This window comes from Citrobacter sp. C348, assembly GCF_047467975.1.
Lineage (GTDB): Bacteria > Pseudomonadota > Gammaproteobacteria > Enterobacterales > Enterobacteriaceae > Citrobacter > Citrobacter gillenii.
In genome coordinates, this window is sequence record NZ_JASJUJ010000007.1 from 38534 (window position 1) to 64035 (window position 25502).

Here is a 25502-nt window from a genome sequence, read left to right on the forward strand (position 1 = left end):
CATATGCTGGAACAAATGGGCATTGCTGCCAAAGCAGCGTCGTATAAGCTGGCGCTACTCTCCAGCCGCGAAAAAAACCGCGTGCTGGAAAAGATTGCCGATGAACTGGAAGCACAAACCGAAAGCATCCTCAGCGCTAACGCACAAGACGTTGAGCAGGCACGGGAAAACGGTCTGAGTGAAGCAATGCTTGACCGTCTGGCGCTGACCCCGGCACGTTTGAAAGCCATCGCCGACGACGTACGTCAGGTGTGCAATCTCGCCGACCCGGTCGGGCAGGTGATTGACGGCGGTCTGCTGGATAGCGGCCTGCGTCTGGAGCGTCGTCGCGTTCCGCTGGGCGTGATTGGCGTGATTTATGAAGCGCGTCCTAACGTCACCGTTGATGTCGCCTCCCTGTGCCTGAAAACCGGCAATGCGGCGATCTTGCGCGGGGGCAAAGAGACGTACCGGACAAATGCGGCAACCGTGGCAGTGATTCAGCAGGCGCTGGAGGCCTGTGGTTTACCGGCGGCCGCCGTGCAGTCGATTGATAATCCGGACCGCGCGCTGGTCAGCGAAATGCTACGCATGGATAAATACATCGATATGCTGATCCCGCGCGGCGGTGCGGGCCTGCACAAGCTGTGTCGCGAACAGTCGACCATTCCGGTGATCACCGGCGGTATTGGCGTTTGTCATATCTATGTGGATGAAAGCGCCGATATCATCGCCGCACTCCGAATTATCGTTAACGCTAAAACCCAGCGCCCAAGCACCTGCAATACCGTGGAGACGCTGCTGGTGCACCAGAATATCGCTGGACGCTTCCTGCCAGCACTGAGCCAGCAGATGGCGCAAAGCGGCGTTACGCTGCATGCTGACAACACGGCGCTGACCCCATTGCAGGCCGGCCCGGCTAACGTGGTGGCGGTGAAGGCGCAAGAGTACGACGACGAATTTCTGTCGCTGGATCTGAACGTGAAAATTGTCGCCGATCTGGATGAGGCCATCGCCCATATTCGTGAGCATGGCACTCAGCATTCCGACGCGATTCTGACGCGCAATATGGCCAACGCCAACCGCTTCGTTAACGAGGTAGATTCGTCTGCGGTGTACGTTAACGCCTCCACCCGTTTTACCGACGGCGGCCAGTTTGGTCTCGGCGCGGAAGTGGCTGTCAGTACGCAAAAATTACACGCCCGCGGACCGATGGGGCTGGAAGCACTGACCACGTACAAGTGGATCGGCTTCGGTGACGACACGATTCGTGCGTAATTGAAACCGGGTGATGCAAAAATAGGCGTTTGATTCGCAAGGCCATTGACGCGTCGCCCGGTTAGTTTTAACCTTCTACCCCGTGTTCACAGTCGTGGGCATGTCTTTATCAGTGCCGATATAGCTCAGTTGGTAGAGCAGCGCATTCGTAATGCGAAGGTCGTAGGTTCGACTCCTATTATCGGCACCATCCTACCTATTTTAACGTCTCCTTAAGTCTACTCAAACACCCTTTAAACCCTTATAATACGTGGTTTTACGGCCCTTATTGTCTCTGCTCGTCTACTCACGTTCACGGAAATCTACGGTGAGTTGGGGGTATCAATGGGGGTATTCGCTGTTCGGTCTAAAGGAGATACCCCCAGATGAAGCTCAATGCCAGACAGGTCGAGACTGCCAAGCCCAAAGAGAAACCCTACAAGATGGCTGATGGTGGTGGCCTCTACTTATTGGTGAAAACCAACGGGTCACGCTACTGGCGTTTAAAGTATCGTATCGATGGAAAGGAAAAGTTATTGGCGCTGGGGGTATATCCCGATGTGTCCTTGGCTGATGCCAGAGCAAAACGTGATGAAGCTCGAAAGGGTATCGCTGGGGGTATCGATCCTTTGGAGGCTAAAAAAGAACAAAAAGTTGAGCGTGAAGCGCAGGTCAAAAACACCTTTCAAGAAATTGCGCTCGAATGGCACAGCATGAAAGTGAAGAAATGGTCTGCGGGATATGCCTCTGACATTCTTGAAGCCTTCAACAAAGACGTCTTCCCGTTCATTGGTCAACGCCCAATCGCAGACATTAAGCCGCTGGAATTGCTGAACGTGCTGAAAAAGATGGAAGACAGGGGAGCGACCGAGAAAGCCAAGAAAGTACGTCAACGCTGCGGCGAAGTGTTTCGCTATGCCATTGTGACAGGCAGGGCTGAGTATAATCCCGCGCCAGATCTCACCAGTGCCATGCAGGGGCATGAATCTACACATTACCCATTCCTGACCACCGAAGAGCTTCCTGCCTTCTTTAAAGCCCTTACGGGCTACTCTGGTAGTGAATTGATGGTGCTGGCAGCAAGATTGCTGATCATTACCGGCCTGAGAACAGGGGAATTGCGCGGTGCGTTATGGTCAGAAATCGATACCAAGAAAGCGCTATGGGAAATTTCTGCTGAACGCATGAAAATGCGTCGTCCCCATATCATCCCGCTCTCTACCCAAGCGTTAGCCATTATCGAACAGATCAGAGCAATGACGGGGCAATTTCCTTTACTGTTTCCGGGACGCAATGATCCAAGTAAGACCATGAGTGAAGCCAGTATCAATCAGGTGTTTAAGCGAATTGGCTATACAGGCCGGGTTACGGGTCATGGTTTCCGTCATACCATGAGCACCGTTCTTCATGAACAGGGCTATAACACCGCATGGATTGAAACCCAACTGGCGCATGTGGATAAGAATGCTATCCGTGGCACCTACAACCATGCGCAATATCTCGATGGCAGACGTGAGATGCTGCAATGGTATGCCGACTACATGGCAAGCCTTGAGAAAGGCGGCAATGTGGTGCAGGGAGCGTTTAATCGACGTGGGTAAGGATAACTGCTGATGAAAGAATGGCTATGTCTTAACGGGCATAGCCCTTTTTTTTGGCTAAAGCAGATAAGAATTAAGTCAGAATTTAAACTGATATTGATTAACTAATTGATTATTATGTAAATTATAAAATACCTTAAAACAGCAAAATAAATAGCACTTATTGCTAAATCGCTCTACACCCCGCCCAGTGACAGCTCTCCCGCCATTTCATCTGTTATTGTATGAAAAACACTCAATTCAAGTTCAATTCTGATTTTCCGAGGCTTGAACGTCATAAGCGATCTGCAGATACTACATTCATCAAAACAACAACGGAGAAATATATGACAACAAGAAGACTTATTCGCCTGCCGGAAGTGATGAATAAAACAGGATATAGCAAAGCATGGATTTATCGACTTATTAGCAGAGGCGTATTCCCAGAACCGATAAAGATTGGAATAAGAGCCAGAGCTTTTGTTGAAAGTGAAATCGATGAATGGATTGAAAATATTATTCAGTTTTCACGTAAACACGCTGATTAATGAATCAATACACTATTAATGCGATGAGGAGGTTTTATGTAAAACGTTAAACGCTGTGTTTTTTACAATATTAAAAAATAAGAAACTAAAATATTTTATGCATTAATAATGCAGGGTATTTTACACTATAAACAAAGAAAAGGAAAAATAAATGAATAAGAAAAATAATGGTTTTGATAGGATCGCTACTGAGATGTTTCTACTATCAGCTATGAAAGAGTATTACCGTATCTATTGGGATATAGTCAAAAAAGGGCCCAAAGAGGCATTTAATTTACTTACTGATAATCATCATATGGAAACAGTCTATGACCAAGTAATCGAACGAGCTAAAAAGGGGGTAGCCAAAAATAAGCGCTATCTTATCGATTTCGAAGGGGTGAGAATGGAGGTAATGACGCTGCATACCAAAGCATTAGTGTTAGCCTATATGTAAATCTATTTGGCCCCTTCTTGGGGCTGAAAAAAACTAAATATTAAATAATCATATAAAAGTGAGGGTTGATTATGTCTAAAAATAATAAAGTTAAAAACAAATCTACAAAACTGTTCCTTGATCTTGCTAAAAAATCGTTTGAGGCAAGTTGGATCAGTTTACAAAATGATCACGATGGGGATATAAGAGAGTATATTAGTGATCATGATTTTATGAGTGCAACTATCATGTGCGTGATTATGCATATTAAAGATAACTTTGAGAGTTTAACACAGAAAGAAGGAAATAATGGAAATGTTGACGAGGTTGATCTTAAGGGAATCGCTAATCTGCTGGTGAGGCATTCGTATTTATTTGTTCACAAATCTTTGTAGTTTTCTTTGAATATATATTTGCCTCGTAAGGGGCAGATAAACAACGTTTATTATAACAGGAGAAATCTGATGATTGATGAGTTCCACGTTATGTTTATGTATAAAAAAATCCAAGCTGAAGCCGCTACTACTGATATCAAAACACTGAATCAGCTTTTGAAGAAGTTCCGAAAAGTGGTAGAGGAGCGGCGTGAGGAGTATTATCAGGAGATTGGTGAAAAGAAGGTGCGTAATCTGAGGATGAAGAGGCTCCTCAAGTTGATGGCGCGAGATGGTATTTCACCACAGGAACTATGTGACTGGCAGTAGCCAGTCTACAAGAAATATACTCATTAAGTTCTATCGAAAAATTAGTAAAGTTGGTGTTTGCGAAAGTTTGGTGGCTATTAATATTTAAATTTTACATTTTGTTATTAGCGGCTATCGCCACGATCATTAATGAATAAATCCATCATTAACAGGGGCAAGCCCTGTCCAGCAAAGTGATTGTTGGCGACAATCACCAAGTGCTGCTTTGATAAATGGCTTTTGATCCAATAGGAAAAATATTTGTATATCAGCATTAGGGCGTAGCCGTGCGTCAGCACATGAGCGTTAGCTCATAGATGGTGGGGATTTTCAAAAAAAAATTTTTAGTTAAATAGAAAGGGATACTTAGCAATAAATAATTAGAAACCCCAGATGGCGATCATAAAAATCGCCCGGTTTCTTTTAATCCTCTTAAGTATTATCTCTTACTTCTTGCAAAATTAAGTTAAGACAAAAACGGCCTGCAGCCCTTGGGGAATAAGGCTTGTATTAGAAAACCACGACTGACTATACGGTCAGTATTACTGACTCTATTGTCAGCATCACTGACTGCACGGTGAGCTTTCCTGACTCTGTAGTCAGTTCTGATATCATTTTTACGCTAAAAAATGACAGTGATTTAAATCATCGTCACTGGAAAACTTGCTATTTATAAAATATTTTCGCAAAAAAACATGCAAAAAACTTGATATCTTTTTCATGTATGGTATTTACTTTAATATAAATAAAATAATAAAAGGTGATAATATGATTAAAGAAATGGAAGTTGACTTGGATTTAGGCTTAAACCCTTTTTGCTTTGAGACAGAACTAAAGATTGAGACAAGAAAGAAAAATCTGACTGTTTCAAGGGGAACGGAACTTATCGAAAGAAAAGATGCCAGTCGAAGCTATTTTGCTAATATTGTGCATACACAAGAGGTTGATAAAGAAGAGTTCATCAAACTCTATACCTCACAAATAAAATCCTACTTTGATCTCACGAAAACAGCATACAAAGTATTTTTTATCTTTTTACGTATTTATCAGGATGCGATAGGTAAAGATCATTTCTACCTGAGCTGTAAAAAGGCAATGTCCCTTGCGGAAAAGATAGATCATTTTGTCTTATCGGAATCTATTTTTTACCGGGGGATAAAGGAACTCATCGAGAAACGCATTATTGCTAAAACTAATGAGAAAAACTGGTATTTCATAAATCCTGCGATTGTTTTCAACGGTGATCGTGCTCGCTTTGTTTCAGAGATCAGAAAAAAGAAAGAGAAAATTGACATTGAACAGGTTGAAAGCATTATTGATAGCGGAGGAGACTATACTAAAAATGAAGATAAGCGTAGGTCTATTGAGTCAGTCATTGAAAATGTAAACAACAAAGAAGATATCGATGTATTAATCGCCAGATTACAAGCTAAAAAGTCGCAGGGATTCGCAAAGTGCGAAAGTATAAAAGTAAGCACCTCTTATGAAAACATAAGCTTAGTGCCACCAGAAGAACCACTAGATTGGGATAACATCTAAGGTAAGGCGAGTGACCAGAATTAACTAAAAGATAATCATCATTGTTTTTTTTGTAAAACAGAAAAGGAATCTTTACCAAGTTGTTTTAGTTTGTCTTCGCCATTAATTTTTATCAAACTGTAATAATAATCTGGTTCGATGCTTTTAATATGAGAAAGCATACCCAATAGATAAGGTATGTCTTTATGATTGATTTTATTATTTGAATATAAATGAAATAATGCTCTTATTTTTTTTCGTAAAAACCTTCCTACTCCTAGATCACCAGTATTCGAAATAACAACACCTGTTATGCGACGAGACCTTCCTTTACCTATGAACTTTGTTTTACTTGTGTTGATTATTAGCTCTGGTTTTTTTTGAATAGACACTAAATTAATAACAAAATTCTTTACATCATTAAGTTTATCAAAACTGTCAGATGAAAAAGATAAATCATCTGCATATCGCGTATAAATAACATCATTGTCCTTACAGTGGTTGAACAATTTTTCATCAAAATCATACATGACAATATTTGATATCATGGGTGATGAAGGAGCACCAATGCATAATCGTAGTTTTTTTTCTCCTTTTTTTCTTCGGAAAAGATAATGACTAATAACTTCATATTCAAACTGGTTAAGTTTTATATCGTTTTTTGAGATAAAATAATTAAGGTCTTGTGGTTTAATAGAATAAAAGAAATTCTCAAAATCCATCTTAAGGATGTATTCGTTTTTTTTATGCGGTTCCGCATTGTCAAAAATTGATTTTTCTTCGATATAAGCAGTGGCGCATTCATGCACTGGTAATAATGAAAGTAAGGAATCTACTATTGCACGTTGAACATTTTTAACATCAGGAGATGGTTGTGCTATTTCCCTTAAGCCTTTACCATTTTTTTTCTTTATAAAGAAGACTTTGTATTTTTTTGGCGCTTTAATATAGCCAGAAATTATGGTCTTAGGGGTGCAATTTAATGTTTTAGACAACTCATCTATGTAACTCATTCCTTCCTCCTGTTATCTATTCAAAGCATCGTTTCTAGAAATATCACCTTCTCTATAGAAGAGAATAACTTTGGTTTTAGCATCATCAGCATCTACAAAGGATGATACCTGTTTTTTATTATTGTTGTATCTATATTTTACAAAACCATAGTTGTTATGAGATGCGACATAGAATACATCTCCAGAATTGACCTTTATTATTAATTCTAGATTCTCGAGAATATAAAGGTATTCTTTTATCTTTTTAACACTAAGGTCAATGGAAAAACCAATGGATAAATATATTTTAATCTCACCAACCTTCAATGCTGAAAAAATATAAATAAGATCAGCGATTACTAGGCAGATATGACCTTTTCGGTCTTTTTCAAATTTTACTGTTGATTGTGTCTTTTGTTCAATTTCTTGTTTTAATTTATCTAATATAATATCAGCTTTGTTATAAATTACTTGATTAGTGTCAGAAAAGCGAAGGTTGACCTTTTTTCTATCTCCTGATGGTATATATTCCACGTTCCATTCGTATCTTAAAATAACTTGCTTATTATCTTCAAGATACTTAATCACACCTAGATTTATGAAGGATTTTTCAATTATTGTATTTGTGTTTAAAATAGTGATTAATTTTTTTGATATTGATTCAATGATGCTAAATGCGCCAAGTTCTGCATACGCACCTAATCCTTCGACTATTAAAATTACAGCACTTGCTAAATCAGCTAGAACAATTTCAAGATCAATTAAGTTATCTATTTTTGAATGCTCAAGCCAATCTTGAAACTCTTCTGCTTCACGTATACGAGAACTTAGCTTGCTATCAGTGTGCTCAAGGCGGCGTAATAAAGCATCCCGCATCGAGCCGGGATTATCGACATCAACTGAGTTACGTACACCGCCACAAATGAACACAAAATTAGGTAGGTTTTCTAACCTTAGTTCTTCTGCATCGATGCAGAGTATGAAATCGTCTCTGATATCGTCCATTGAGCAGCCGCTTATGTTATAAAAAACCCCGGTTTACCGGGGTTCTGCTCTTTACCTAGAAGGGCACGGCCTGAGTAAAAATCGAAGATTTTTGGGAAGGCCGTGGCATAAATGACCACAATAAACAAGTTCCGGTGATACACCAGATGAAGCAGATACGCCTCTATCGCGTAAAGAGTGTTTTATACACTAACTTAATGATTTGCATCAATCAAGCTGCTTGTCTCAAGATTATGGAAGGCATTGATAATGGCGAAAAAATTGTTGAGCGCATAGTTAGCTTTGAATAATCATATCGTTTAACTTAAATGCTAGTAATATCAATCAAGTAACCCACGCGAAACCTTACTCGCCGTTTGGCTGAAATTATATCGGTCAACAACATTTCCCTTGAACCAGATCTCAAGGGAGTTCATGTGAACCGTGTTGCTGTTCTTAAGCAGGGCCAGACCGGGAATGTAGTTTGATATCTGACTCTCACCTGACATGCTGGAGTAGGACCACATTTCCTGACCATCATTGGTCGCGCGCGTTTGTGGTTGCCCGAATGCGTTAATAACATCTTGCTGGGTCGTTTTCCCTTTGACGATTTTGGTTTTTACGGTTTGTTGGGATTCGTCTTTAAGGGATTTGTTGCCATAGGTGGTGCAAGCGGTAAGAGGCAGGATCACCAACGCAGCGATAAACAGTTTTTTCATGTTAACTCCATATAAACAGTAAACGAAAAAATAAGCGTAAAGGAGCCGGAGCCAGCGTTGTGCCGCATCTGGCTATTAAGACTCATGTAAATCAATAGTGAAGAAAGCCGCTTATCAGAAGCCTATTAGTTTTTCTATCTAATCAGCTAACGGCATCCCTCATGATTGTTTTCCCTGATATTGGATTAATAAAGGCCAAGAAAGGTCCATAGTGCAGTGCTGGCTGTTGGTCATTGGGTTTGACGTTCTATACCCATGAACCAACCCACAAACGGTCCAGTGATCCTTCTGTTCACTTTATCCAGTAAAGATTCATCTAGCAAGAAAATGATCGGTATTGCAGATCGATAAATTGATATTGATAGTTTTAATCGATTAAATATTCCTTATCGATCGGTGTTTTAATTGTTTTAATCGATCGATATGTATTTAATGATAGATTTTAACTATCATTATTTTGATTTTGATCGTTACAAACGATATGACGGCCCACAAAAATAATTTAATCCTATCAATTGGTTAATCAGGTGGTTTTGTTGCGTTATGCCAGTAAGAACAAGCCTTAACGACTACAGATGCGCTGCAGACAACCTCTACATAACAGCATTTTTGATTATTAGGATGGATAGGAAGATGAAGAAGATTTTACTTGTTGCTGGCACAGCTCTTGTTCTGGCGGGATGTGGGGAGAAAGGCGACTTTGAGAAGGCGATTAACGCGAAAATTTCAAAATCAAAGGTGTGCTACTCACTTCAAAACAATGACTTTGCTTTCAACAAAGGTTTTCCAGTAAAGGTTAATCATGGCTATCGTTCTGCTGGATACAATGCCAGCGATGAAATCCTGAAAGGTCTTGTTGAGCAGGGGCTGCTCACTGTTTCACAACAGTCTAACGGCTTTAGTAGCGTTGATGTTCTGGAAGTCACCGACAAAGGACAAGAGGTTGATTTTTGGAACCGTGAGGAAGGTGCCTGCGTGGGTCATCGTATTGTTGCTGAGATCACAAGCTGGACTGAACCGAGTGATGGTGCTGGCGCTAAAATTACGCAAGTGACCTATAGATGGAAACTCGACGGCGTTCCGGGCTGGGTTGATAAAAATGCGTTCTCTGGTGTGAAAGGGATGGCTGAACCAGAAGAAGCCAAAATTGTTCTGGTCAAGACCAATAACGGCTGGGTCGCTCGGTAATTACAGGAAAAAACGCTATGAACTCTATCTATGGGGTGCTTATCATTGGTCTGCTGATGAATATACCATCATTGGCACCTGTGCTGTTTCTCGGGAATAGACAAAAACAGGTGAAGGTTTCGATGGCGGTCAGACTTTACCTGCTTAACACTTTCTTGGTGCTGTCGCTGATGACGTTATCGCAAAATACTACGCAAAAATACGGGCTGTTCCCTGTATGGCTTGTGTTTGCCACCGTTGGACTATTTGTAGTCATGCTGGTGCCAACGGTAAAATTTCTGCGTAAGCATTTAACCGTAGGTAAAAGCCGTGCGGTTATCCTTTCATCATTCTTGATTGTCTACGCGATCAGATTTCACGGCGTGTTTTCAGTTGGGAATGATAGTGAATATACGCTTAACGGATTCAATGTGGTGTGGACATTTTTCTTCTTGTTTGCTTGCCTGCTGGCTTATCTAGGTTGTGCTGGAAGTAAAACATACTCCGGTTCTTCTGCGTCGTCATCTGCACCACAATCCGATTATTTTAAACCTACTAAAGAATATGAAACACAATCTCAAATTGATTACGATATTGCTGTGAAGGGGCGGAGTGTGCTGTCTGATCCTAATCTGAGTATTGTTGAGCAACAGCGCTATAGAGATAGTATTGAAAAAAGATATACCGATAATTGATCATTCAATTCTGGTTTTTTTCGGTTTTTATGTATTCATTGCGGTGTGCTTTCATTGTCCCGTTAAAAACACACCGCAAGTGATTCAATCGTTCATAAATCCGCGCTTATGTGGTTCGAAAAAAATATTTTACTTACGAACTCATCATTTATTAAATATTCTCTTTTTCTTAACCTTTTGATAAAAGGATTTAATTGATTTTTATCTTTCAAAATAATGTATCGTATGTCATCGATTCCAAATCCGAGATGAATGTGTTCTACTTTGTCATTGTATTCTTGCTTAGATATTGAATCTCTTATGTTTTTCAAAAGAGCTATTGGGATAATTCCTTTTTCATTTATTGAAGGGACGTAGCGCCATTCCATTTCATCTGCAAAACAATACTCAACGGTCTTTTTGTTATTTCTTCTTAATGGGCCGGTATGGTTTTTCATATAACGTAATATATTTACAAGCGAGATGTAGTTCTTCATTTTAGTGAAGGTTTCAACAGTTTGTTCATTTTTATCAATTCCTTTTATTATGATTCTTAATTGTTCATCCAATAATTCGAAAGTATCGGAGTTTTTGCTCATATATAGGACTGGATTTAGATTGTTTTTCGCTGCCCACTCCTGCGTTAGACCGATACCATAGCAACCATATTTTTTAGTATGTTCTGATAGCAGAGAGAGTCTTATATTACAGAATGACACCATTGGTATTCCAAAGTATCGAATTAATCCCTTTCTGCCGTATATGCGTTCTCTCGCATAAGATGGTTTGAAGAAGCCATCAATAAGTATTGACTCTAATGCATGTATTTTTTTTGTAAAGTGAAGGAATGTTTTTGGATATAGACTTTTTCCCATTGTCATGCTTTCCTGATTGTTAATTATTGTCGATGTATAAACATTGTGATATGGATTATTAATCCGTGTATTTTATAAAAATATACGTGTGTTTATGATAAAAAGTCAATGTAATCCAAAATCATGTTCGAAAAATAATTTGAATCAGCCTCTATCAAATCGAGATGGTTTTAGCTTTGGTAAGGCATTTTTATTGTCCGTACGAAGAGTTGGTGTGTGGTTAAAATCTGCGTCCGGTACTTCGTCTTTGGTTGCGCGACTTGGAAAACGCCTGATCTCATCTGGTGTTGGACTATAAGTGTCACTGTTAAATCTAGCACGTCTCTCATGCTCAGCGCGTGGTACATAGATGCCTTGTACCTCATCAAACACATATTTTTCAGCAATGCGCTTATCATGATCAGCTTCAACAGAAACCGGGGCTGGTTTCCTCTTGGCCCAGACGAATTTCTCCCTTATATATTCAACCACCAGTAGGGTGAAACGCTTGAACAAACCATCTTGACGAGGTTTAACCTGCTTTCTCTTACTTTTAACAGGAGCGCGTTTAACCGCTCTGGCAGTTGTAGAGGATGGGGTTTTCAGTGTAGTGCGTGTATGAGGTGTAGGGGCAACCAGAACAGGCTGTTGCTCTTCGGATGATGACGACTGCGAACCTGTTTCAGGCAATACGATTTCAACAGGCTCAGGCATTTCTGATACGGTGAAGCTTCTAAGGTCAACAACGATCTGCAGATCTAAATCTTTGAAGGTGTTGTATGTGGCCTGAGCTTCTTGTTTCATCTCATCACGAACAGCCTGTTCAGCAGCACGCTTTTCCTGAACACTCTTACTGTTCCACTTGGCACGATGAACACGCTGCATTGGTGGACGGCTGGTTAACGTAGCTTTGGCAAGCCATAGCGCTTTTTCTTCAACATCCAAGGTAATAGTGGCGTTTTCGAGTGCTTCGGCGTGTTGAGCATCAATAGAGCGATGATCAATACGTTCATTACTGCCAGCAGCGGCTAGATAGCGATTGGCAATCACAGACCATGATTCACGCCAAAGGATTACGTTTTTCTTGTCATTCCAGCTTCTTTCTTTTTTGCCGAAGCCATCAGCGGTGATCGGTTTTAATGTCAACATCACATGCACATGGGGATTTTCACCATTGAGATCATGAAAAGCAATATCAGCAATCATTCCCTTATCAACGAAATTTTTTTGGCAGTATTCAACAACCAGTTTTATCTTGTCTTGATTGCTCAGTTCACAGGGAATAGCTACATCAAAATAACGGGCTGTTTGACCGTCTTTCTGACGTTCAACTCTCTCAACTTCATTCCATAGTGCTGTTGAGCTTTCGATAATATGAGCAGGTGCTGAAACAGGGGCTAATATCTGATGATGGAATAAATCAGCACGATGGCTGAAATCATAGGTATTGCCAGTGCGATCATCTGTTATTCTGCAACGCGCATGATAAGCAGCCTTCCTACAGGAAGACATGCCCCCAGAACGTTTCACAATTTTAAACTCAAGATGAAAAATCGCCATAAAATACATACCTCAATATAACCATGCTGCTGTTAGTTTTTCGTCAGAAAAACTTTTGTGTTGACCTTGGTTTTTCTTTTAGCCTGCGGCAGGCAACCCCCGGTAGGGCCCACACGCTCACGAAGTGAGTGTATAAGTGGGCATTGTTTTTTCTAACAATGTAAAACCCTTACTTAATTAATACGAAATATATGAATGCCTGTAAAACAAAACGCCGAGTTAAGCGGCGCAATCTAGATGAAAGGGCGAAGTATTCCGCTATATTAAACAGAGGGGTTTTGGATGTTCTCCGAAGGACAATAAGATTATTAGTTTATCCCGCCGTAAGACGTGAAAGCACTAAAAAAATAGTTTTATAGCCGGGCGTTTTCCCTGTTGCACAATTCACAGGTTAAAGTGTGAAATCATAAATGAAAATTAGCAGGTGGAAATAAAAGCACTAATGAACAAAAAGAAGTAACGCGGAGAGAACGCAGTTTTAAGTATAGGATGATTTTGCATACTGTATTTTTAAATTTAATTTTTCGATTCATTTTATTACCGTTAGCTTTTTTGTGTTTGACCTGTTTTAAGTAATGTGGTTTTTTAACGACCACGAAACACTGTTATTTTAAAAAAAACAAGAAAATACATTACACATGCATTTAAATAAGGAAAGCGATGGATAATATGAAAGTTGATTTAATCATAGGTAGAAAAAATTTTGGATACTGATGACAATATTTCACAACTTGCTATAGCTATGAGTAATAATGAAAGTGAAGATTATGAGGTCATGTCAGATCTCTTTTGCCACATTCAACTAACTGAAGCACTGCCACTTTTCGTTAACTGACTGACAAGACAAAATAGTGTGATGGTGTTCAAAAAAATGTTCCTTGCCATGCTGGACATCAAACGGTTCTGATCCAGTGTTAATACTTATATTTCCACGATTTCAGCGGGGAGCAGGCACATAGCCACGGGTTTGTTCGACATCACCCCGCTAGGTGTTCGTGAGCGTAAGGCGTTCTCATTTGCTTTCATGGTGGTATATTGTGGTTATTGACATCACACAATCTATAATTCCCTCGATTGAGTGAATTATCAATGATAATTATATCCAAATGAAAAGATTTGGCATCCGTTTGAAGGAAGAACGTATTCGACTTGGCCTTGATCAAGACGGTTTTGGGCAGCTTGGGGGCGTGAAGAAAAATGCACAAAGTAACTATGAGAATGGGGTGCGCAAGCCGGACAGCGACTATCTCGCTGGGATAGCGGCAGCGGGAGCTGACGTTTTGTATGTTTTGACCGGTAACCGCACCCCTGTAGCTAAGTTATCCAGCGAAGAGAGTGCGTTGGTTGAAAAATATCGGGCCTCCACGCCTGAGCATAGGTCTATCCTTGATACGGTTAGCGCTGCGCTTGCGCAACTGGGGGTAGGGAAGAAAGCTGACAGGGCTTAATATGTATTAGTTTAATTTTGGAAGAGATATTTATTATGAATGCGTTGGGCTATTTATCGTTGATGAGAGAAAAGGGCGTATCTTTCAGGGTTGTTCAACATGGCTTGAAATTCAGCAATCTTTCATCAGCAAGAGGATGGGAGCCATTATTAGAACATTACTCCGAAATTAGCAGTGAAGATATTAACAATTCGGTAAAAGAATTATATTTATCTCAGCTTTTTTTTGGACAAAGGACGGTATATTTTAGTCAGATATCTGAAGATGAGCATGATGACCTTTCTGTTAATATCATTAATGTATGTAGTGTAATAAAAGAGATATTTCATTTATCAACTCATACGAATCTATCTCTTTATAGGAATAGTTATCCACTGCCAATTGGTTACGATGAGTTGCAGTCAGTTCCTCTGACTAATCCTTGCCCAGTTTACCTTGATGAAACTGATGATATGTTACGAATCATATTTACATATCCGAGAGCATATAAAGAAAGAGTAATAATTGATATTTCTGAAATTGATTTGTCGAGTGATGAAGGAAGCCAGTTTAGTGGTTTTGAAGAAATCATAGGAATTAAATCTGGCAGAGCGCAATCTTTCGATTGTGTTCAATTAGATAAAAACACTGGAATAATACAATTTCAGATAGACCATAGTCGTAATATTTTAAAAGATGAAATGGATAGTGCTGCTCGTCGTTATCGTCATATGCTGATGGATGGATATCGAGATATGAATAGTGTTTCTATCCCAATGGAAAGTATAAATATTCACTCTAAAATTGATGAGTTGTATGATAGCGGCGATGGTAGAATTCATAATCTTGAACATGCCACAGCAACAGGTTCTGTCAAAACCGAAAAGATGAGAAAACGCGAAGATGACCTCAGAGATGAGCAATTCCATCAGGCTGGGTTAGATGCTATTGATGGTGATACTAATAATTTTTGTATTACTAAACAATGGGATGGGGAGTGTGGTAGTTGTCTGAAACTTACAATCGACGGTGGTGTTTCACTGGCTGCTCGCTCGAATCCTAAAGTCGATTGTGCTACACTGGAAGGGTGTATTACTGAGGATGATTTCAATTTATTGATTTCAAAGGTCTTGTAATAATGTTAACTAGGGCGCAGATCGTTGAGATGATAGATACAGACTTCAGGTCAGATCCTGAAGTTTGTCGCGCCTGCCATTCTGTGATTGAGTATATATGTACGTCATCAAAAGATAATCTCAAACATATTGCTTTTTTCAATTTCAAAAAGGTAATTGATACTCATGATGATAGCTTGGTTATAAATGTTGCTCGCTATTTTTCTGGTGATTCATTACCCATTATTAATATTTGTTTCGAGTTTATAGAAGATGATTTCATAGAACAGGTTAGCATTGACGATTTCCGACAAACTCAATTAGATAATAAGTATTATCATCCAGAAACTGGTGAATTAGTTAAAGATTTTGAATCAAAAATATTTATGTACTTCTCACTTTCAAAATTAGGGTGGGAAGTGGAATGCAATTAGATGAAAATATTACAATTGCTCAGTTAAAAGCTATCGCTCTTGTTGATAGGAATACACAACATTTCTTGGGGCAATTATTGTGCTCTTCTTATGATGAGTTTTTATGTCTTTTTTATAAAGATATGACCGAATGCATAGAATTCATGGAAGAGGATCCGAGAGTTAGACAGAATGATGGAGAAGACCGTTTAACAACAGATGTCATTCACCATTTCAGAGCTAAGGGCTATCATGCTAGCCATGATGAAATGGTCGGTGGACACTCTGATGTTGTGATCAGATATAGGGATTATATGTGGTTAGGAGAAGCTAAAATTCATTCTGGTTATGACTATTTAATGCAAGGGTTTAATCAGTTATGTACTCGCTATTCATCAGGTACTAATAATAACTGTAATGGTGGAATGTTAATTTATATTAGGAACAATAATGCTGCTGCCGTTATTTCTGAATGGAGCAATCGCCTCAATGGTGCCGGACTTAATGGTTATTCATCTTCTGAGTGTGAGAATAGACAGGGATTAAGTTTCTACTCGCAGCATACACATGCACGTTCAGGATTGCCTTATAAAGTTAGACACATGGGGATTGTCTTGGGGTTCGACCCACAGGATAAAAAGTAATAGTTACTCTAGCCTCAGTTTATATTCAATAGCCGCAGCATACCCACTAGCATCACATGCTGTGTAATCACCCATATGGGGCGCAGTCGATCTCCTTATTGAACTACTTCATCTACACCGGAAAAAGCTAGAGTCGCCCTCTCGCTAATATCTTGCTACCAAAGTATTCTCTATGACTAATAGTTAATTCAACCATATATCATATCTATACTTATATTTTAATATTGAATAATTATCCTATTCAGGCACACAGCAGTAATGTTTAAATTGAAAAAACATAAACTAATGAAATATCGACTGCTAATTTTACAACTTAAAAAATAAAATGGATGATAACAGGAGTGAAATAAAAGAAGAACTATATGAAACGCGATGAGTCGGATGAAACAGCATTAATTTTAACGACAATAAATTCTATGATATTTGGAAAACATTTAAGATTGATTGGTTTGAATTTTATTAACTAAAAATGCCTTGTGATATTGATAATTATCCAAAATGTGGTAAAGGATAATGAACAACACATGCAAGGAGGTTCAATGTATAAAAACAATGATGAAGCCATTGATTGGGAAGCAAAAAGACTTCTTGATGATGGGATCTATACCGATACAGAACAAGCTTATTTAGAAGCAGAAAAGATAGTAATAAATATTAGGGAACAAGCAAAGCAGCGCCAGATTAAACAACAGTTTAAGATGAAAATTAAATCAATCAAGAAACAAATTGGAAATGGCTGTGATTATGCTGACATCCCTTATTCCAACAAGAAAAAACATTGGGGAGATAAACAATGACAACAAAAACGATCAAACAGCAAATTGCTTCAGCGCAGGAACGCCTATACTTCTTGGAAGCTAAAAAGAAACAACAAACGAAAAAAGAAAATACCCGTCAGAAAATTATTTTCGGTGCAGAGGTTGCCAAAGTCTTAGGATGTGATATTGGTTATGTAGATAAGGATCTGGTCTTTGGAATTCTGCTTGATATCCCGAATCTTCATGAAAGTGATGTTGATGCCTACAGAGCACAAGGCCAAGCCTATATCGAAAGCGTTTTAAATAAATCCAAGTCCTAATCATGTTTTTCACGTCAGAACGGTGAACCGGCCTAAAACTCGTTTTTAGGTCGGTGAGCTGTTGAGTAAGCCCCAGAGGGCGCGGTAGCCAATTTGTTATTTATCCATGAATAACGATTTAGAATGTGCTTTATATAAACAGAACCATTTATTAGATGCAATAATAAGTCTTTTTGTTATTGACCACTTTTTTATTTTTGCTAATTAATAATTACGTGAAGGAAAATATGATGATGACCGCACCTATCCCTTGGTAAAAGAAGAGCAGGTGGCCCACATTCATCTTGCCGATGCAGATGCCCCTTTCCCTAAGTTCTTACGTCAGTTCAAACGAACCAGCGATCAGGCCCATTTGGTATACTGCCAAAGTGCGATGGATCCCGATGCCTACTTGCTGATTATCATTCTGAAACCCGAAGCGCATAAAACGGCACGCAACAATAACCATATGCATAAGATCGGGATGATAGCCGAAGCGTTCAGGATGAAGCATTAAGTTGGTTAAAAAATACCCGTCTAAGCAGGACACAAAATTCATTGGGGGTATCTTTGGGGGTATCACCAAAGATGAAACAGGTAATTTACACTACTAATCAATGAAATAGCGAATAGGTATTGTTCCTATTATCGCACCATTTCAAACTCTTCCCAGGTCTATTGAAATCAACTTAAAGTCCGTGTTTTTCCGCTTCTGACATGTTTCTAAAACTCCAGCGTTAATCGGCCTCAGCCGACATCACGTTCCTGTTGGTGGCATTAATGGGGGCATTCTGTGTTCGGTTCAGAAAGATGCCCCCAATGAAGATAAACGCACGCCTTTGCCGCTATTTCTCGTTCCTCTCTGGCCTATGACTCAGGGTGCCCGTCGATCGCGGCTTTCAGGTCGCGATATTCTTCGCATTGAGTGCCGCAGAGGGTTTTAATGGTGGCCAGTTCCGCTTTTGCCAGATCGGGGCGACCCTTAACCATCCATGCCTCACCGAGGTATTCGCGTACTTTGGCATAATGCGGATCAAGGGCAATCGAGCGTTGATAATAGCCAATCCCTTCATCCGTACGACCCAGTTTGCGGGTGGCATAACCCCGATAGTTCCAGGCCTCACGCGTATTGGGTTGCTGTAAGGTATCGAGTAAATTGATAGCGTCCTGATAGTGACCGGTTTTCGCCAGGTGATACGCATACTGTGTTTTATCCTGATCGTCGATCATACTGCTTTTTTCTGGTAAACAGTTTTTGGTTTTGTTGTCGTAAACCTGGCCCTTCGGGCAGGTTGGCGTCGTGGTATCGTCATTTCCCATGGCGTTTACCGAAGCTGAATAGAGCAGCCCGCTTGAGACCAGACAAATCAGCGGCAGATATTTTGTAGCGAATTGCATTTTCATGATCCCGTCCTGTGCGTGTGTGAAGGGAGATTCCGGCATGCCGGAACAGTACAGGGCATGCTTTTATTGATTATTGATGTCAAAAAATGACCTGCCGTTTATTTTTGTAGTACGTTCACGAACGTTGCCCATCACCGTGTTCCAGAAATAAAAAAACGCACAGGGGGATCGCCCTGTGCGTCGGGTTTACAGCCCAAGAACTTAAACCCCAAGGCGATCGCGTAAGCTGTAATACGCTGCGCTTTAATGAGGTTGCTGCTGTGTGGCGCAGTGAATACCACCGCCGCCTGCTGCGATACCGTCGATATTCAGTTGAATAATTTCACGCTCAGCAAACAGCTCCTGCAAAATAGCGCGGGTATTGCGGTCGGTTCGTTTATCACCAAACTCTGGCGCAATAACGGCGCCATTGCAGAGGTAAAAATTGATATAGCCGGCGGCAAAGTCGTCGTTTGCATAGGTTTGGCGGATTGTGGTGGGGCCTTCCAGCGCTACGACGTTCAGGCGACGTCCTTTGGCGTCCGTCGCGGCACGTAATATCGCCAGATGACGGCGGGTTACGGCGTAATCGAACGATGACGCATCCAGCTCGAGACCCGCGACGACCGTACCCGGATGCGTAAACCGGGCATAAAAGTCTGTATGCCCATCGGTAATATCTTTCCCGGCGATACCCGGTAACCAGATGATTTTTTCCAGCCCCAGCAGGCGCTTTAGTTCGGCCTCACACACTGTTTTGCTTACGCCGGGGTTGCGGTTTGGGTTAATAACGCAGCTTTCGGTAATAATCGCTGTGCCTTCGCCGTCTACTTCAATACCGCCACCTTCCAGGATCAGCGACGAGCGGATAAATTCTGCCTTAGCATAATCGGTGACAAATTCTGCGACGTCGGCGTCGCGCTCATGTTCCTGTTTATCGCCCCAACCGTTGAAATTAAACCCGACACCGCCGAGTGTGCCGGCAGTGTTTTTCACAAACACCGGCCCCGTATCGCGGATCCACAGATCGTCAATTGACTGCACCAACACATTGACCGATGGCCCACACAGCTTCGCCGCGAGGTCGCTGTCTTCTTCGCGAACCAGCATATTTACCGGTTCAAATGTGGCGATGGTTTTGGCGATCAGGGCCAGGTTTCCCTGGACTACCGGCAGCAGGTGAGGCTCCCAGATCTCTGCACTGGCGCCAAATGCCATCCATGTTGCCGCATGGGGTGCACCTTCATCTGGCATTAGCCAGCGGTGGGTTTCTGCTGCGCTGGCCAATTTACTGAAGCCGATACCCGTTATGCTGGTGAGTAACATACTCGTTGACGTCACCAGACTCTGTCTGACGAACGAACGTCTTGTGATCATGGGAAAACCTTTTTTGTCTATTCGCCGATTTACGCTGAACAGAATAATAATAGATGATAAATAAATGATTATATGTCGTGAAAGTTCAGGCGAAATATAACACAGGGGTTCTTACATGCAATTCATTCACTCTTAATTAATGGGCGTAACAGGCTGGTATTAAAATTTCTCAATTATATATTTATAGATAATTTATATTTATTAGTAGAACTTTCCTTTGCGCTTAAGATGATTGCGACCTTCTGACGTGCCCCTGTGCAGACTGTGATCCGGCCGATTATTCTACGGTATTTATTAATGACGTATAGCGCGTGAACTATAGTAAAAAGGGCCGTTATTTCTGCACTTAATCGCTATGGGCGGGGACATTGATGAAAAAAATACTGATGCTGGTCGGAGATTATGTCGAAGATTATGAAACGATGGTGCCTTTTCAGGCGCTGAAAATGTTAGGTCACCGCGTGGACGCCGTCTGCCCGGATAAACGTGAAGGGGACTATGTTCAGACCGCCATTCATGATTTTGACGGGGCGCAGACCTACAGCGAAAAACCAGGACATCGTTTTACCCTGAATGCGAATTTTGCTGACGCGCGGGCGGCCGATTATGACGCGCTGCTGATCCCCGGTGGACGCGCCCCGGAGTATCTCCGGCTGAACCCGGATGTTATTCAACTGGTTCAGGACTTTAACTCGGCGGGCAAACCGATCGCCGCCGTCTGTCATGGTCCACAGCTGTTAGCCGCAGCCGGCGTGTTAGAAAACCGCACCTGTAGCGCCTATCCAGCCTGCGCGCCTGAAATTCGCCTGAGTGGCGGGCATTACGCGGATATCGGCATTGACCAGGCTCACGTTGACGGCAATCTGGTCACCGCACCGGCATGGCCAGCACATCCTGAATGGCTGGCCAAATTTGTTGATGTATTAATGAAGTAACTGACCGGTAAATCTGCACGTCGGTATAACCGCTTCGGCTATACCGACGGTAGGGCGGTCAACCTTAGCGGTATCTCTCAGCCTTATCTTTAAGATTATTATTGATAATAATTCTCATTATTATTGTTGCATTCTGTAGGTAATGGTAATGTTGCCACCAACCCGAAATAGCGAACCCCATTCCCTGTGCAGAAAACTGTATGAACAACACCACCGGCCAAAATACAGCCGCACGGCTGGCACGAACCTTCTCCGTCAGTGAGTTTATGGATTTTGGTGAGCGTTACGGCATTGATTACCGCTTTCCGCAGCTTTCGCAACAGCTGGATTTCCCCCATACCAGCCCCGTGCTACAGGGCAAAGTCGAAGAGATGACGCTGCCCTGCGGGATGTGTGTTACCCACTCCGATGTGCAGGTGCTGCAACCCTACGAAACTACCTCCCGCCACAGCACTCCCCTGTATATGCTGGTAGTGCTGGAAGGTTGTGTGACATTGACTCTCAATGGGCAGCAGCATGTGGTGCGTTCCGGCATGGCGTTTAGTTCTCGCCTCAGCGAACATCAGACCATGAGCGCCCGTCACCCTGCGGACTGCAAGCTGCGAACGTTATCGTTGGGACTGTATCCGGACGGCGCGTGGCGCACGGGGTTGCTGGAGTCGTTAATGGTTGAATGGGAAAGATGCCAGACGCCAACGCTTATCTGGCAAGTGCCGGGCTTTTTGCTCAGTGGATTACAGTACGCCCAGCAGAGCACGCTCAGTAATGTATCCCGCCAGCTGATGCTGGAAGGGCTTATTTTGCAACTGTTCGGCCACGGTCTCAGCGTCTGTCAGGTGGAGAGCAGCAGACGCCAGGCTGCCAGCGGCGAACAGCAACGCCTCGAGATTGTGCGTCGTTTGCTGGAACAGACGCCGGAAAATGACTACACCCTCAGCGAACTGGCCCAGCGTGCGGCGATGAGCCCCAGCAGCCTGCGCAGCAAGTTTCGTGCGGCGTATGGTTGCTCCGTATTTGACTACCTGCGCGACTGCCGTCTGGAACGGGCGCGGGGGTATTTATTAGAAGGGTACAGCGTACAGCAGGCGGCATGGATGTCGGGCTACCAGCACGCCACCAACTTTTCGACCGCCTTTCGTCGCCGCTACGGTTTCTCGCCTGGCGATATCCTCAAACCTTGCTAATCCATTTCTCCGTTTTATGCGCGCGTCTGAATCGCATTTTGGCGCTGCGCATACGTAACCTGGCATCCGGCATAGCTATCTCTGGCATAAAAAGCGCAATAATTCTCATTTACAATTAGAAATGCCTTGGGAGATGTTCATGTTCGCGAAGACTCGGTTGGCGCTGCTGGTGGGATGGGTGACCGGCAGCGTGGCTTTTCCTCTGCTGGCGCAGGAAACAACAAAAAACGATACGGTAGTGGTCACCTCGCAAATGCAGAGCGGCGCCACCAAGCTTGCCACGCCGGATATTGAAACCCCGCAGTCGGTGTCCATCATTACTCGTGAACAGTTTGAAGAGCAGGGTGCCACCAGCGTGCGCCAGGCCGTCAGCTACACGCCAGGGGTGTACAGCAATCAGATTGGTGCCTCTAACCGCTTTGACTATATTGTGCTGCGCGGTTTCTCCGACGGTAGCCTCGATAACGTCTATCTCGATGGCCTGAAGATGATGGGTGATACCAACTCGCACAGCTCACTGGTTGTCGATCCGTGGTTCCTCGACAATATTGAAGTGGTGCGCGGTCCGGCTTCGGTGCTGTATGGCCGTTCTTCACCGGGTGGCATTGTGGCGCTGACCTCACGTAAACCGTCGTTTGATGCGGGTGGTGAAGTGAAGCTGTTTGCCGGCAATAACAACCAGCGTGGCGCCGCCTTTGACGTCACCGGCGCACTGGATGATAACGATCGCGTGGCGGCGCGTCTGAGTGGGATGACACGCTATGCGGACTCGCAGTTTGGTCCGTTGAAGGAAGAACGCTACGCGCTGATGCCCAGCCTGACCTGGCGTATCACCGACCAGACGCGTCTCGACCTGATGGCCTACCTGCACCGCGATCCGGAAGGTGGCAGCCACTCGGGTCTGCCATATGATGGCACCGTGGTGCCGCACGACGGGCAAAAGATTTCCAATACCTTCTTTGAAGGTGAGGATGACTACGACAAATACGATCGTCGCGAGAACATGGTGGGCTACAACATCGAGCACATGTTCGACAACGGTTGGTCGGTACGACAAAAGCTGCGCTATCTGCATACCGATGTTGAACTTAATCAGGTGTATGCGGCGGGCTGGCTGAATGACACTGAACTCAACCGCGGCTATTCCGGCTCCGATGAGAATATGTCGGCCATTACGCTGGATAACCAACTCGACGGCAGCGTGGATACCTGGCAGGTGAACCACCGCCTGCTGGTGGGCATTGACTATCAGAGTCGCAGCAACAACACCACCGGCTATTACGGCGCGTTCCCGCCGATTGACGCCTTTAACCCGGTGTACGGTGCGAAGCCGGATTACATCAACATGTACGCGCGTGAAAAACACAAGCTGCGCCAGACGGGCTACTATTTGCAGGATCAGATGTCATGGGATCGCTGGCGCATTACGCTCGGTGGCCGTTACGATCAGGTCAGCGTGTCGAACATTGATAAGATAAACGATACCCGCAGCGATCTGGATAAAAACAACTTCAGCACTCGTGCCGCGCTGCTCTATCTGTTCGATAACGGTTTTGCGCCGTACATCAGTTACTCCACCGCGTTCACACCGACCAGCTTTGCCGACGAAAACGGCAACCTGTTGGAGCCAATGAAAGGCAAGCAGTGGGAAGCCGGGTTGAAGTATGAACCGGAGGGACTGAACAGCCAGTTTAGCGCATCGGTATTCCGTATCAATCAGACCAATATCGCCACCAAAGAAGAACCGACCGACCCGTACCGCTCAATTGGCGAAATTGAATCGGAAGGGGTCGAGCTGGAGGCGATCAGCCAACTGACGGAGAGCTTCCGCCTGCAGGCGGCATACACCTATACCGACATTCGCTACAAGAAGAGCAGTCCGGAGGAGCAGGGTAAGCGTGCGGTGTACGCCCCGCGTAATCAGGCCAGCACCTGGTTGAGCTACGATGTGAAAAGTGGTCCGCTGGACGGCCTGACGCTGGGATCTGGCGTGCGCTACGTCAACGGGATCACCAGCGATCGCCTGAATACCCATACTCTGCCGTCGTACACGTTGGTGGATATGGCGGTAGGCTACGACTTAACGAATATTGGGATTAAGGGTTTGAGTGCGCAACTGAACGTCAACAACCTGACCGATAAACGCTACGTGGCGGCCTGTAACTCGCTCTCGTATTGCTACTTCGGTGCGGAGCGCAGCATCGTTGGCAGCGTGTCGTGGAAGTTCTGATGCTTTAGCCGGATAGCGGCGCTGGCGCCTTATCCGGCCTACGGGGTGCACACTCATGTAGGCCTGATAAGCGAAGCGCCATCAGGCATAGTGGATTGCGGCTATTTTGTAAAACCGTTTTGCATACAAATCTGGGCGCTGGTTCTCAGGGTAAAGGCGAGCTTGTCCGGGTACTGGCTGTAGTAGTTATGCTCCTCTTCCAGCCCTTTCGCCTGTGCCAGACGCACTGTTTCCAGCGAGCAGGTACGATAAATCAAATCCCTGTTCATATTAGTCTGCTTCTCACGCTGCTTATCGGCGGATAACGCCTGCCAGCTTTCTGACAACGAGTAATCGTATACCACCCGATTTCCCTTCGCCTGTACATTCTCAATTGTAATGAAGTTGTCTATTTTCAGCCGCGGCTGTCCACGCATTTTCTTCTTATCTTCGGCGGCGGCATATTGCGCCAGTGTATTAATGTCCATACTGGCTATTTTTTGCTTATAGACCTCAACATAAGCCGTTGGCTGCTGATAATGTTGAGCGTAGGCGTTTCTTAACTCCCCGTCGCTCATTGAACAGCCAGCCAGAAAAAGAGGTAATAACAGTGTCAGTTTCATTTTAGTCATTATTTTATTCTTGCGCATTATTGAGATCCTTTATTGCCGAAAATGAAATAAAAATAGAATTATTCCAGAGGGTACTTAAGGTTGTATAAACGGGACGCCGATGGCACAAGTTCAATTGTCTTAAAATGGCGTAACAGGGTAGAAACCCTGCCAAAATTGGCAGGGTAAATTAACGGCAGGGATTAAAATTGCCATT

26 protein-coding genes, 1 tRNA gene and 1 pseudogene are annotated in these 25502 nt (G+C 43.1%); 20 read left to right on the forward strand and 8 right to left on the reverse strand.

Annotated features, from left to right (window positions below):
* The first annotated feature begins 3 nt into the window (after window positions 1-3).
* The 8 genes from proA to QNN86_RS14240 all read left to right on the forward strand — a co-directional run bounded on the left by proA (window position 4) and on the right by QNN86_RS14240 (window position 6001).
* Entirely contained in the window at window positions 4-1257 is a 1254-nt protein-coding gene (gene proA, locus QNN86_RS14205; protein ID WP_414211342.1) for a glutamate-5-semialdehyde dehydrogenase, read from the forward strand.
* Between the two features lie 114 nt (window positions 1258-1371).
* A tRNA-Thr gene (locus tag QNN86_RS14210) sits at window positions 1372-1447 on the forward strand.
* Between the two features lie 175 nt (window positions 1448-1622).
* Window positions 1623-2837, forward strand: a complete 1215-nt coding sequence (locus tag QNN86_RS14215; RefSeq protein WP_199977729.1) for a tyrosine-type recombinase/integrase — start codon at window positions 1623-1625, stop codon at window positions 2835-2837.
* A gap of 326 nt (window positions 2838-3163) precedes the next feature.
* Window positions 3164-3364 carry a helix-turn-helix transcriptional regulator gene (locus QNN86_RS14220; RefSeq protein ID WP_049594956.1) on the forward strand — a complete coding sequence of 67 codons (201 nt, stop codon included), beginning with the start codon at window positions 3164-3166 and terminating at the stop codon, window positions 3362-3364.
* Between the two features lie 151 nt (window positions 3365-3515).
* Entirely contained in the window at window positions 3516-3800 is a 285-nt protein-coding gene (locus QNN86_RS14225) for a hypothetical protein (RefSeq protein WP_019105355.1), read from the forward strand.
* A 71-nt stretch (window positions 3801-3871) separates the two neighbouring features.
* Window positions 3872-4174 (forward strand): hypothetical protein, encoded by a 303-nt coding sequence (locus QNN86_RS14230; protein ID WP_199977731.1) that lies wholly within the window; start codon window positions 3872-3874, stop codon window positions 4172-4174.
* 69 nt (window positions 4175-4243) lie between these two features.
* On the forward strand, window positions 4244-4483 hold the full coding sequence (locus tag QNN86_RS14235) for a DNA-binding protein (RefSeq protein WP_199977733.1): 240 nt from the start codon (window positions 4244-4246) through the stop codon (window positions 4481-4483).
* A gap of 750 nt (window positions 4484-5233) precedes the next feature.
* Window positions 5234-6001: a hypothetical protein gene (locus QNN86_RS14240; RefSeq protein WP_199977756.1), complete on the forward strand. Its 768-nt coding sequence runs from the start codon at window positions 5234-5236 to the stop codon at window positions 5999-6001.
* Between the two features lie 38 nt (window positions 6002-6039).
* Here the strand turns inward: QNN86_RS14240 and QNN86_RS14245 are convergent, their stop codons facing one another.
* From QNN86_RS14245 to QNN86_RS14255, 3 genes are all read right to left on the reverse strand, one after another.
* Window positions 6040-6993: a retron St85 family RNA-directed DNA polymerase gene (locus tag QNN86_RS14245; protein WP_199977735.1), complete on the reverse strand. Its 954-nt coding sequence runs from the start codon at window positions 6991-6993 to the stop codon at window positions 6040-6042.
* 12 nt (window positions 6994-7005) lie between these two features.
* On the reverse strand, window positions 7006-7977 hold the full coding sequence (locus tag QNN86_RS14250; RefSeq protein WP_199977737.1) for a retron St85 family effector protein: 972 nt from the start codon (window positions 7975-7977) through the stop codon (window positions 7006-7008).
* Window positions 7978-8297: 320 nt separating this feature from the next.
* Window positions 8298-8675, reverse strand: coding sequence for a hypothetical protein (locus tag QNN86_RS14255; protein WP_414211348.1), 378 nt, complete (start codon window positions 8673-8675; stop codon window positions 8298-8300).
* Window positions 8676-9308: 633 nt separating this feature from the next.
* Between QNN86_RS14255 and QNN86_RS14260 the strand changes: the two genes are divergently transcribed.
* Window positions 9309-9863 (forward strand): membrane lipoprotein lipid attachment site-containing protein, encoded by a 555-nt coding sequence (locus QNN86_RS14260; RefSeq protein WP_414211350.1) that lies wholly within the window; start codon window positions 9309-9311, stop codon window positions 9861-9863.
* Window positions 9864-9880: 17 nt separating this feature from the next.
* Window positions 9881-10537 carry a hypothetical protein gene (locus QNN86_RS14265; protein ID WP_414211352.1) on the forward strand — a complete coding sequence of 219 codons (657 nt, stop codon included), beginning with the start codon at window positions 9881-9883 and terminating at the stop codon, window positions 10535-10537.
* Between the two features lie 92 nt (window positions 10538-10629).
* On the opposite strand, the gene QNN86_RS14270 is transcribed toward QNN86_RS14265, so the two are convergent.
* Both QNN86_RS14270 and mobQ read right to left on the reverse strand, forming a co-directional pair.
* Window positions 10630-11397 carry an abortive infection system antitoxin AbiGi family protein gene (locus QNN86_RS14270; protein ID WP_414211354.1) on the reverse strand — a complete coding sequence of 256 codons (768 nt, stop codon included), beginning with the start codon at window positions 11395-11397 and terminating at the stop codon, window positions 10630-10632.
* A 138-nt stretch (window positions 11398-11535) separates the two neighbouring features.
* Window positions 11536-12930: a MobQ family relaxase gene (gene mobQ, locus QNN86_RS14275; RefSeq protein ID WP_414211356.1), complete on the reverse strand. Its 1395-nt coding sequence runs from the start codon at window positions 12928-12930 to the stop codon at window positions 11536-11538.
* Window positions 12931-14036: 1106 nt separating this feature from the next.
* Between mobQ and QNN86_RS14280 the strand changes: the two genes are divergently transcribed.
* The 7 genes and pseudogenes from QNN86_RS14280 to QNN86_RS14310 form a co-directional block, all read left to right on the forward strand.
* Window positions 14037-14378, forward strand: a complete 342-nt coding sequence (locus QNN86_RS14280) for a helix-turn-helix domain-containing protein (RefSeq protein ID WP_287856046.1) — start codon at window positions 14037-14039, stop codon at window positions 14376-14378.
* Between the two features lie 35 nt (window positions 14379-14413).
* Window positions 14414-15493, forward strand: a complete 1080-nt coding sequence (locus tag QNN86_RS14285; protein ID WP_414211358.1) for a hypothetical protein — start codon at window positions 14414-14416, stop codon at window positions 15491-15493.
* Window positions 15494-15495: 2 nt separating this feature from the next.
* The gene (locus QNN86_RS14290; RefSeq protein ID WP_287856042.1) at window positions 15496-15906 is read left to right on the forward strand and encodes a hypothetical protein; all 411 of its coding nucleotides are present in this window, start codon (window positions 15496-15498) and stop codon (window positions 15904-15906) included.
* Window positions 15897-16529, forward strand: a complete 633-nt coding sequence (locus QNN86_RS14295) for a hypothetical protein (protein WP_287856040.1) — start codon at window positions 15897-15899, stop codon at window positions 16527-16529. Before QNN86_RS14290 ends, QNN86_RS14295 begins: the two co-directional genes overlap by 10 nt.
* Before the next feature lie 539 nt (window positions 16530-17068).
* A complete protein-coding gene (locus tag QNN86_RS14300; protein WP_414211361.1) occupies window positions 17069-17326 on the forward strand; it encodes a hypothetical protein in 258 nt (85 codons plus the stop codon).
* Window positions 17323-17607 carry a conjugal transfer protein TraD gene (locus QNN86_RS14305; protein WP_287856036.1) on the forward strand — a complete coding sequence of 95 codons (285 nt, stop codon included), beginning with the start codon at window positions 17323-17325 and terminating at the stop codon, window positions 17605-17607. The genes QNN86_RS14300 and QNN86_RS14305 overlap by 4 nt, the downstream gene beginning before the upstream one ends.
* Before the next feature lie 214 nt (window positions 17608-17821).
* A pseudogene (locus QNN86_RS14310) lies at window positions 17822-18103 on the forward strand (type II toxin-antitoxin system YafO family toxin); the annotation flags it as partial.
* A gap of 350 nt (window positions 18104-18453) precedes the next feature.
* On the opposite strand, the gene QNN86_RS14315 reads toward QNN86_RS14310, so the two are convergent.
* Window positions 18454-18990: a tetratricopeptide repeat protein gene (locus QNN86_RS14315; RefSeq protein WP_135912505.1), complete on the reverse strand. Its 537-nt coding sequence runs from the start codon at window positions 18988-18990 to the stop codon at window positions 18454-18456.
* 243 nt (window positions 18991-19233) lie between these two features.
* On the reverse strand, window positions 19234-20346 hold the full coding sequence (locus tag QNN86_RS14320; RefSeq protein WP_414211364.1) for an agmatine deiminase family protein: 1113 nt from the start codon (window positions 20344-20346) through the stop codon (window positions 19234-19236).
* Window positions 20347-20717: 371 nt separating this feature from the next.
* On the opposite strand from QNN86_RS14320, the gene QNN86_RS14325 reads away from it, so the two are divergent.
* From QNN86_RS14325 to foxA, 3 genes are all read left to right on the forward strand, one after another.
* Window positions 20718-21281, forward strand: coding sequence for a DJ-1/PfpI family protein (locus QNN86_RS14325; RefSeq protein WP_161959007.1), 564 nt, complete (start codon window positions 20718-20720; stop codon window positions 21279-21281).
* A gap of 200 nt (window positions 21282-21481) precedes the next feature.
* Window positions 21482-22465 carry a helix-turn-helix transcriptional regulator gene (locus QNN86_RS14330; RefSeq protein ID WP_414211366.1) on the forward strand — a complete coding sequence of 328 codons (984 nt, stop codon included), beginning with the start codon at window positions 21482-21484 and terminating at the stop codon, window positions 22463-22465.
* A 121-nt stretch (window positions 22466-22586) separates the two neighbouring features.
* A complete protein-coding gene (gene foxA, locus QNN86_RS14335; protein WP_115259333.1) occupies window positions 22587-24695 on the forward strand; it encodes a ferrioxamine B receptor FoxA in 2109 nt (702 codons plus the stop codon).
* Between the two features lie 101 nt (window positions 24696-24796).
* Here foxA and QNN86_RS14340 read toward each other — a convergent pair whose 3' ends face one another.
* A complete protein-coding gene (locus QNN86_RS14340) occupies window positions 24797-25306 on the reverse strand; it encodes a hypothetical protein (protein ID WP_181618729.1) in 510 nt (169 codons plus the stop codon).
* Between the last annotated feature and the right edge of the window lie 196 nt (window positions 25307-25502).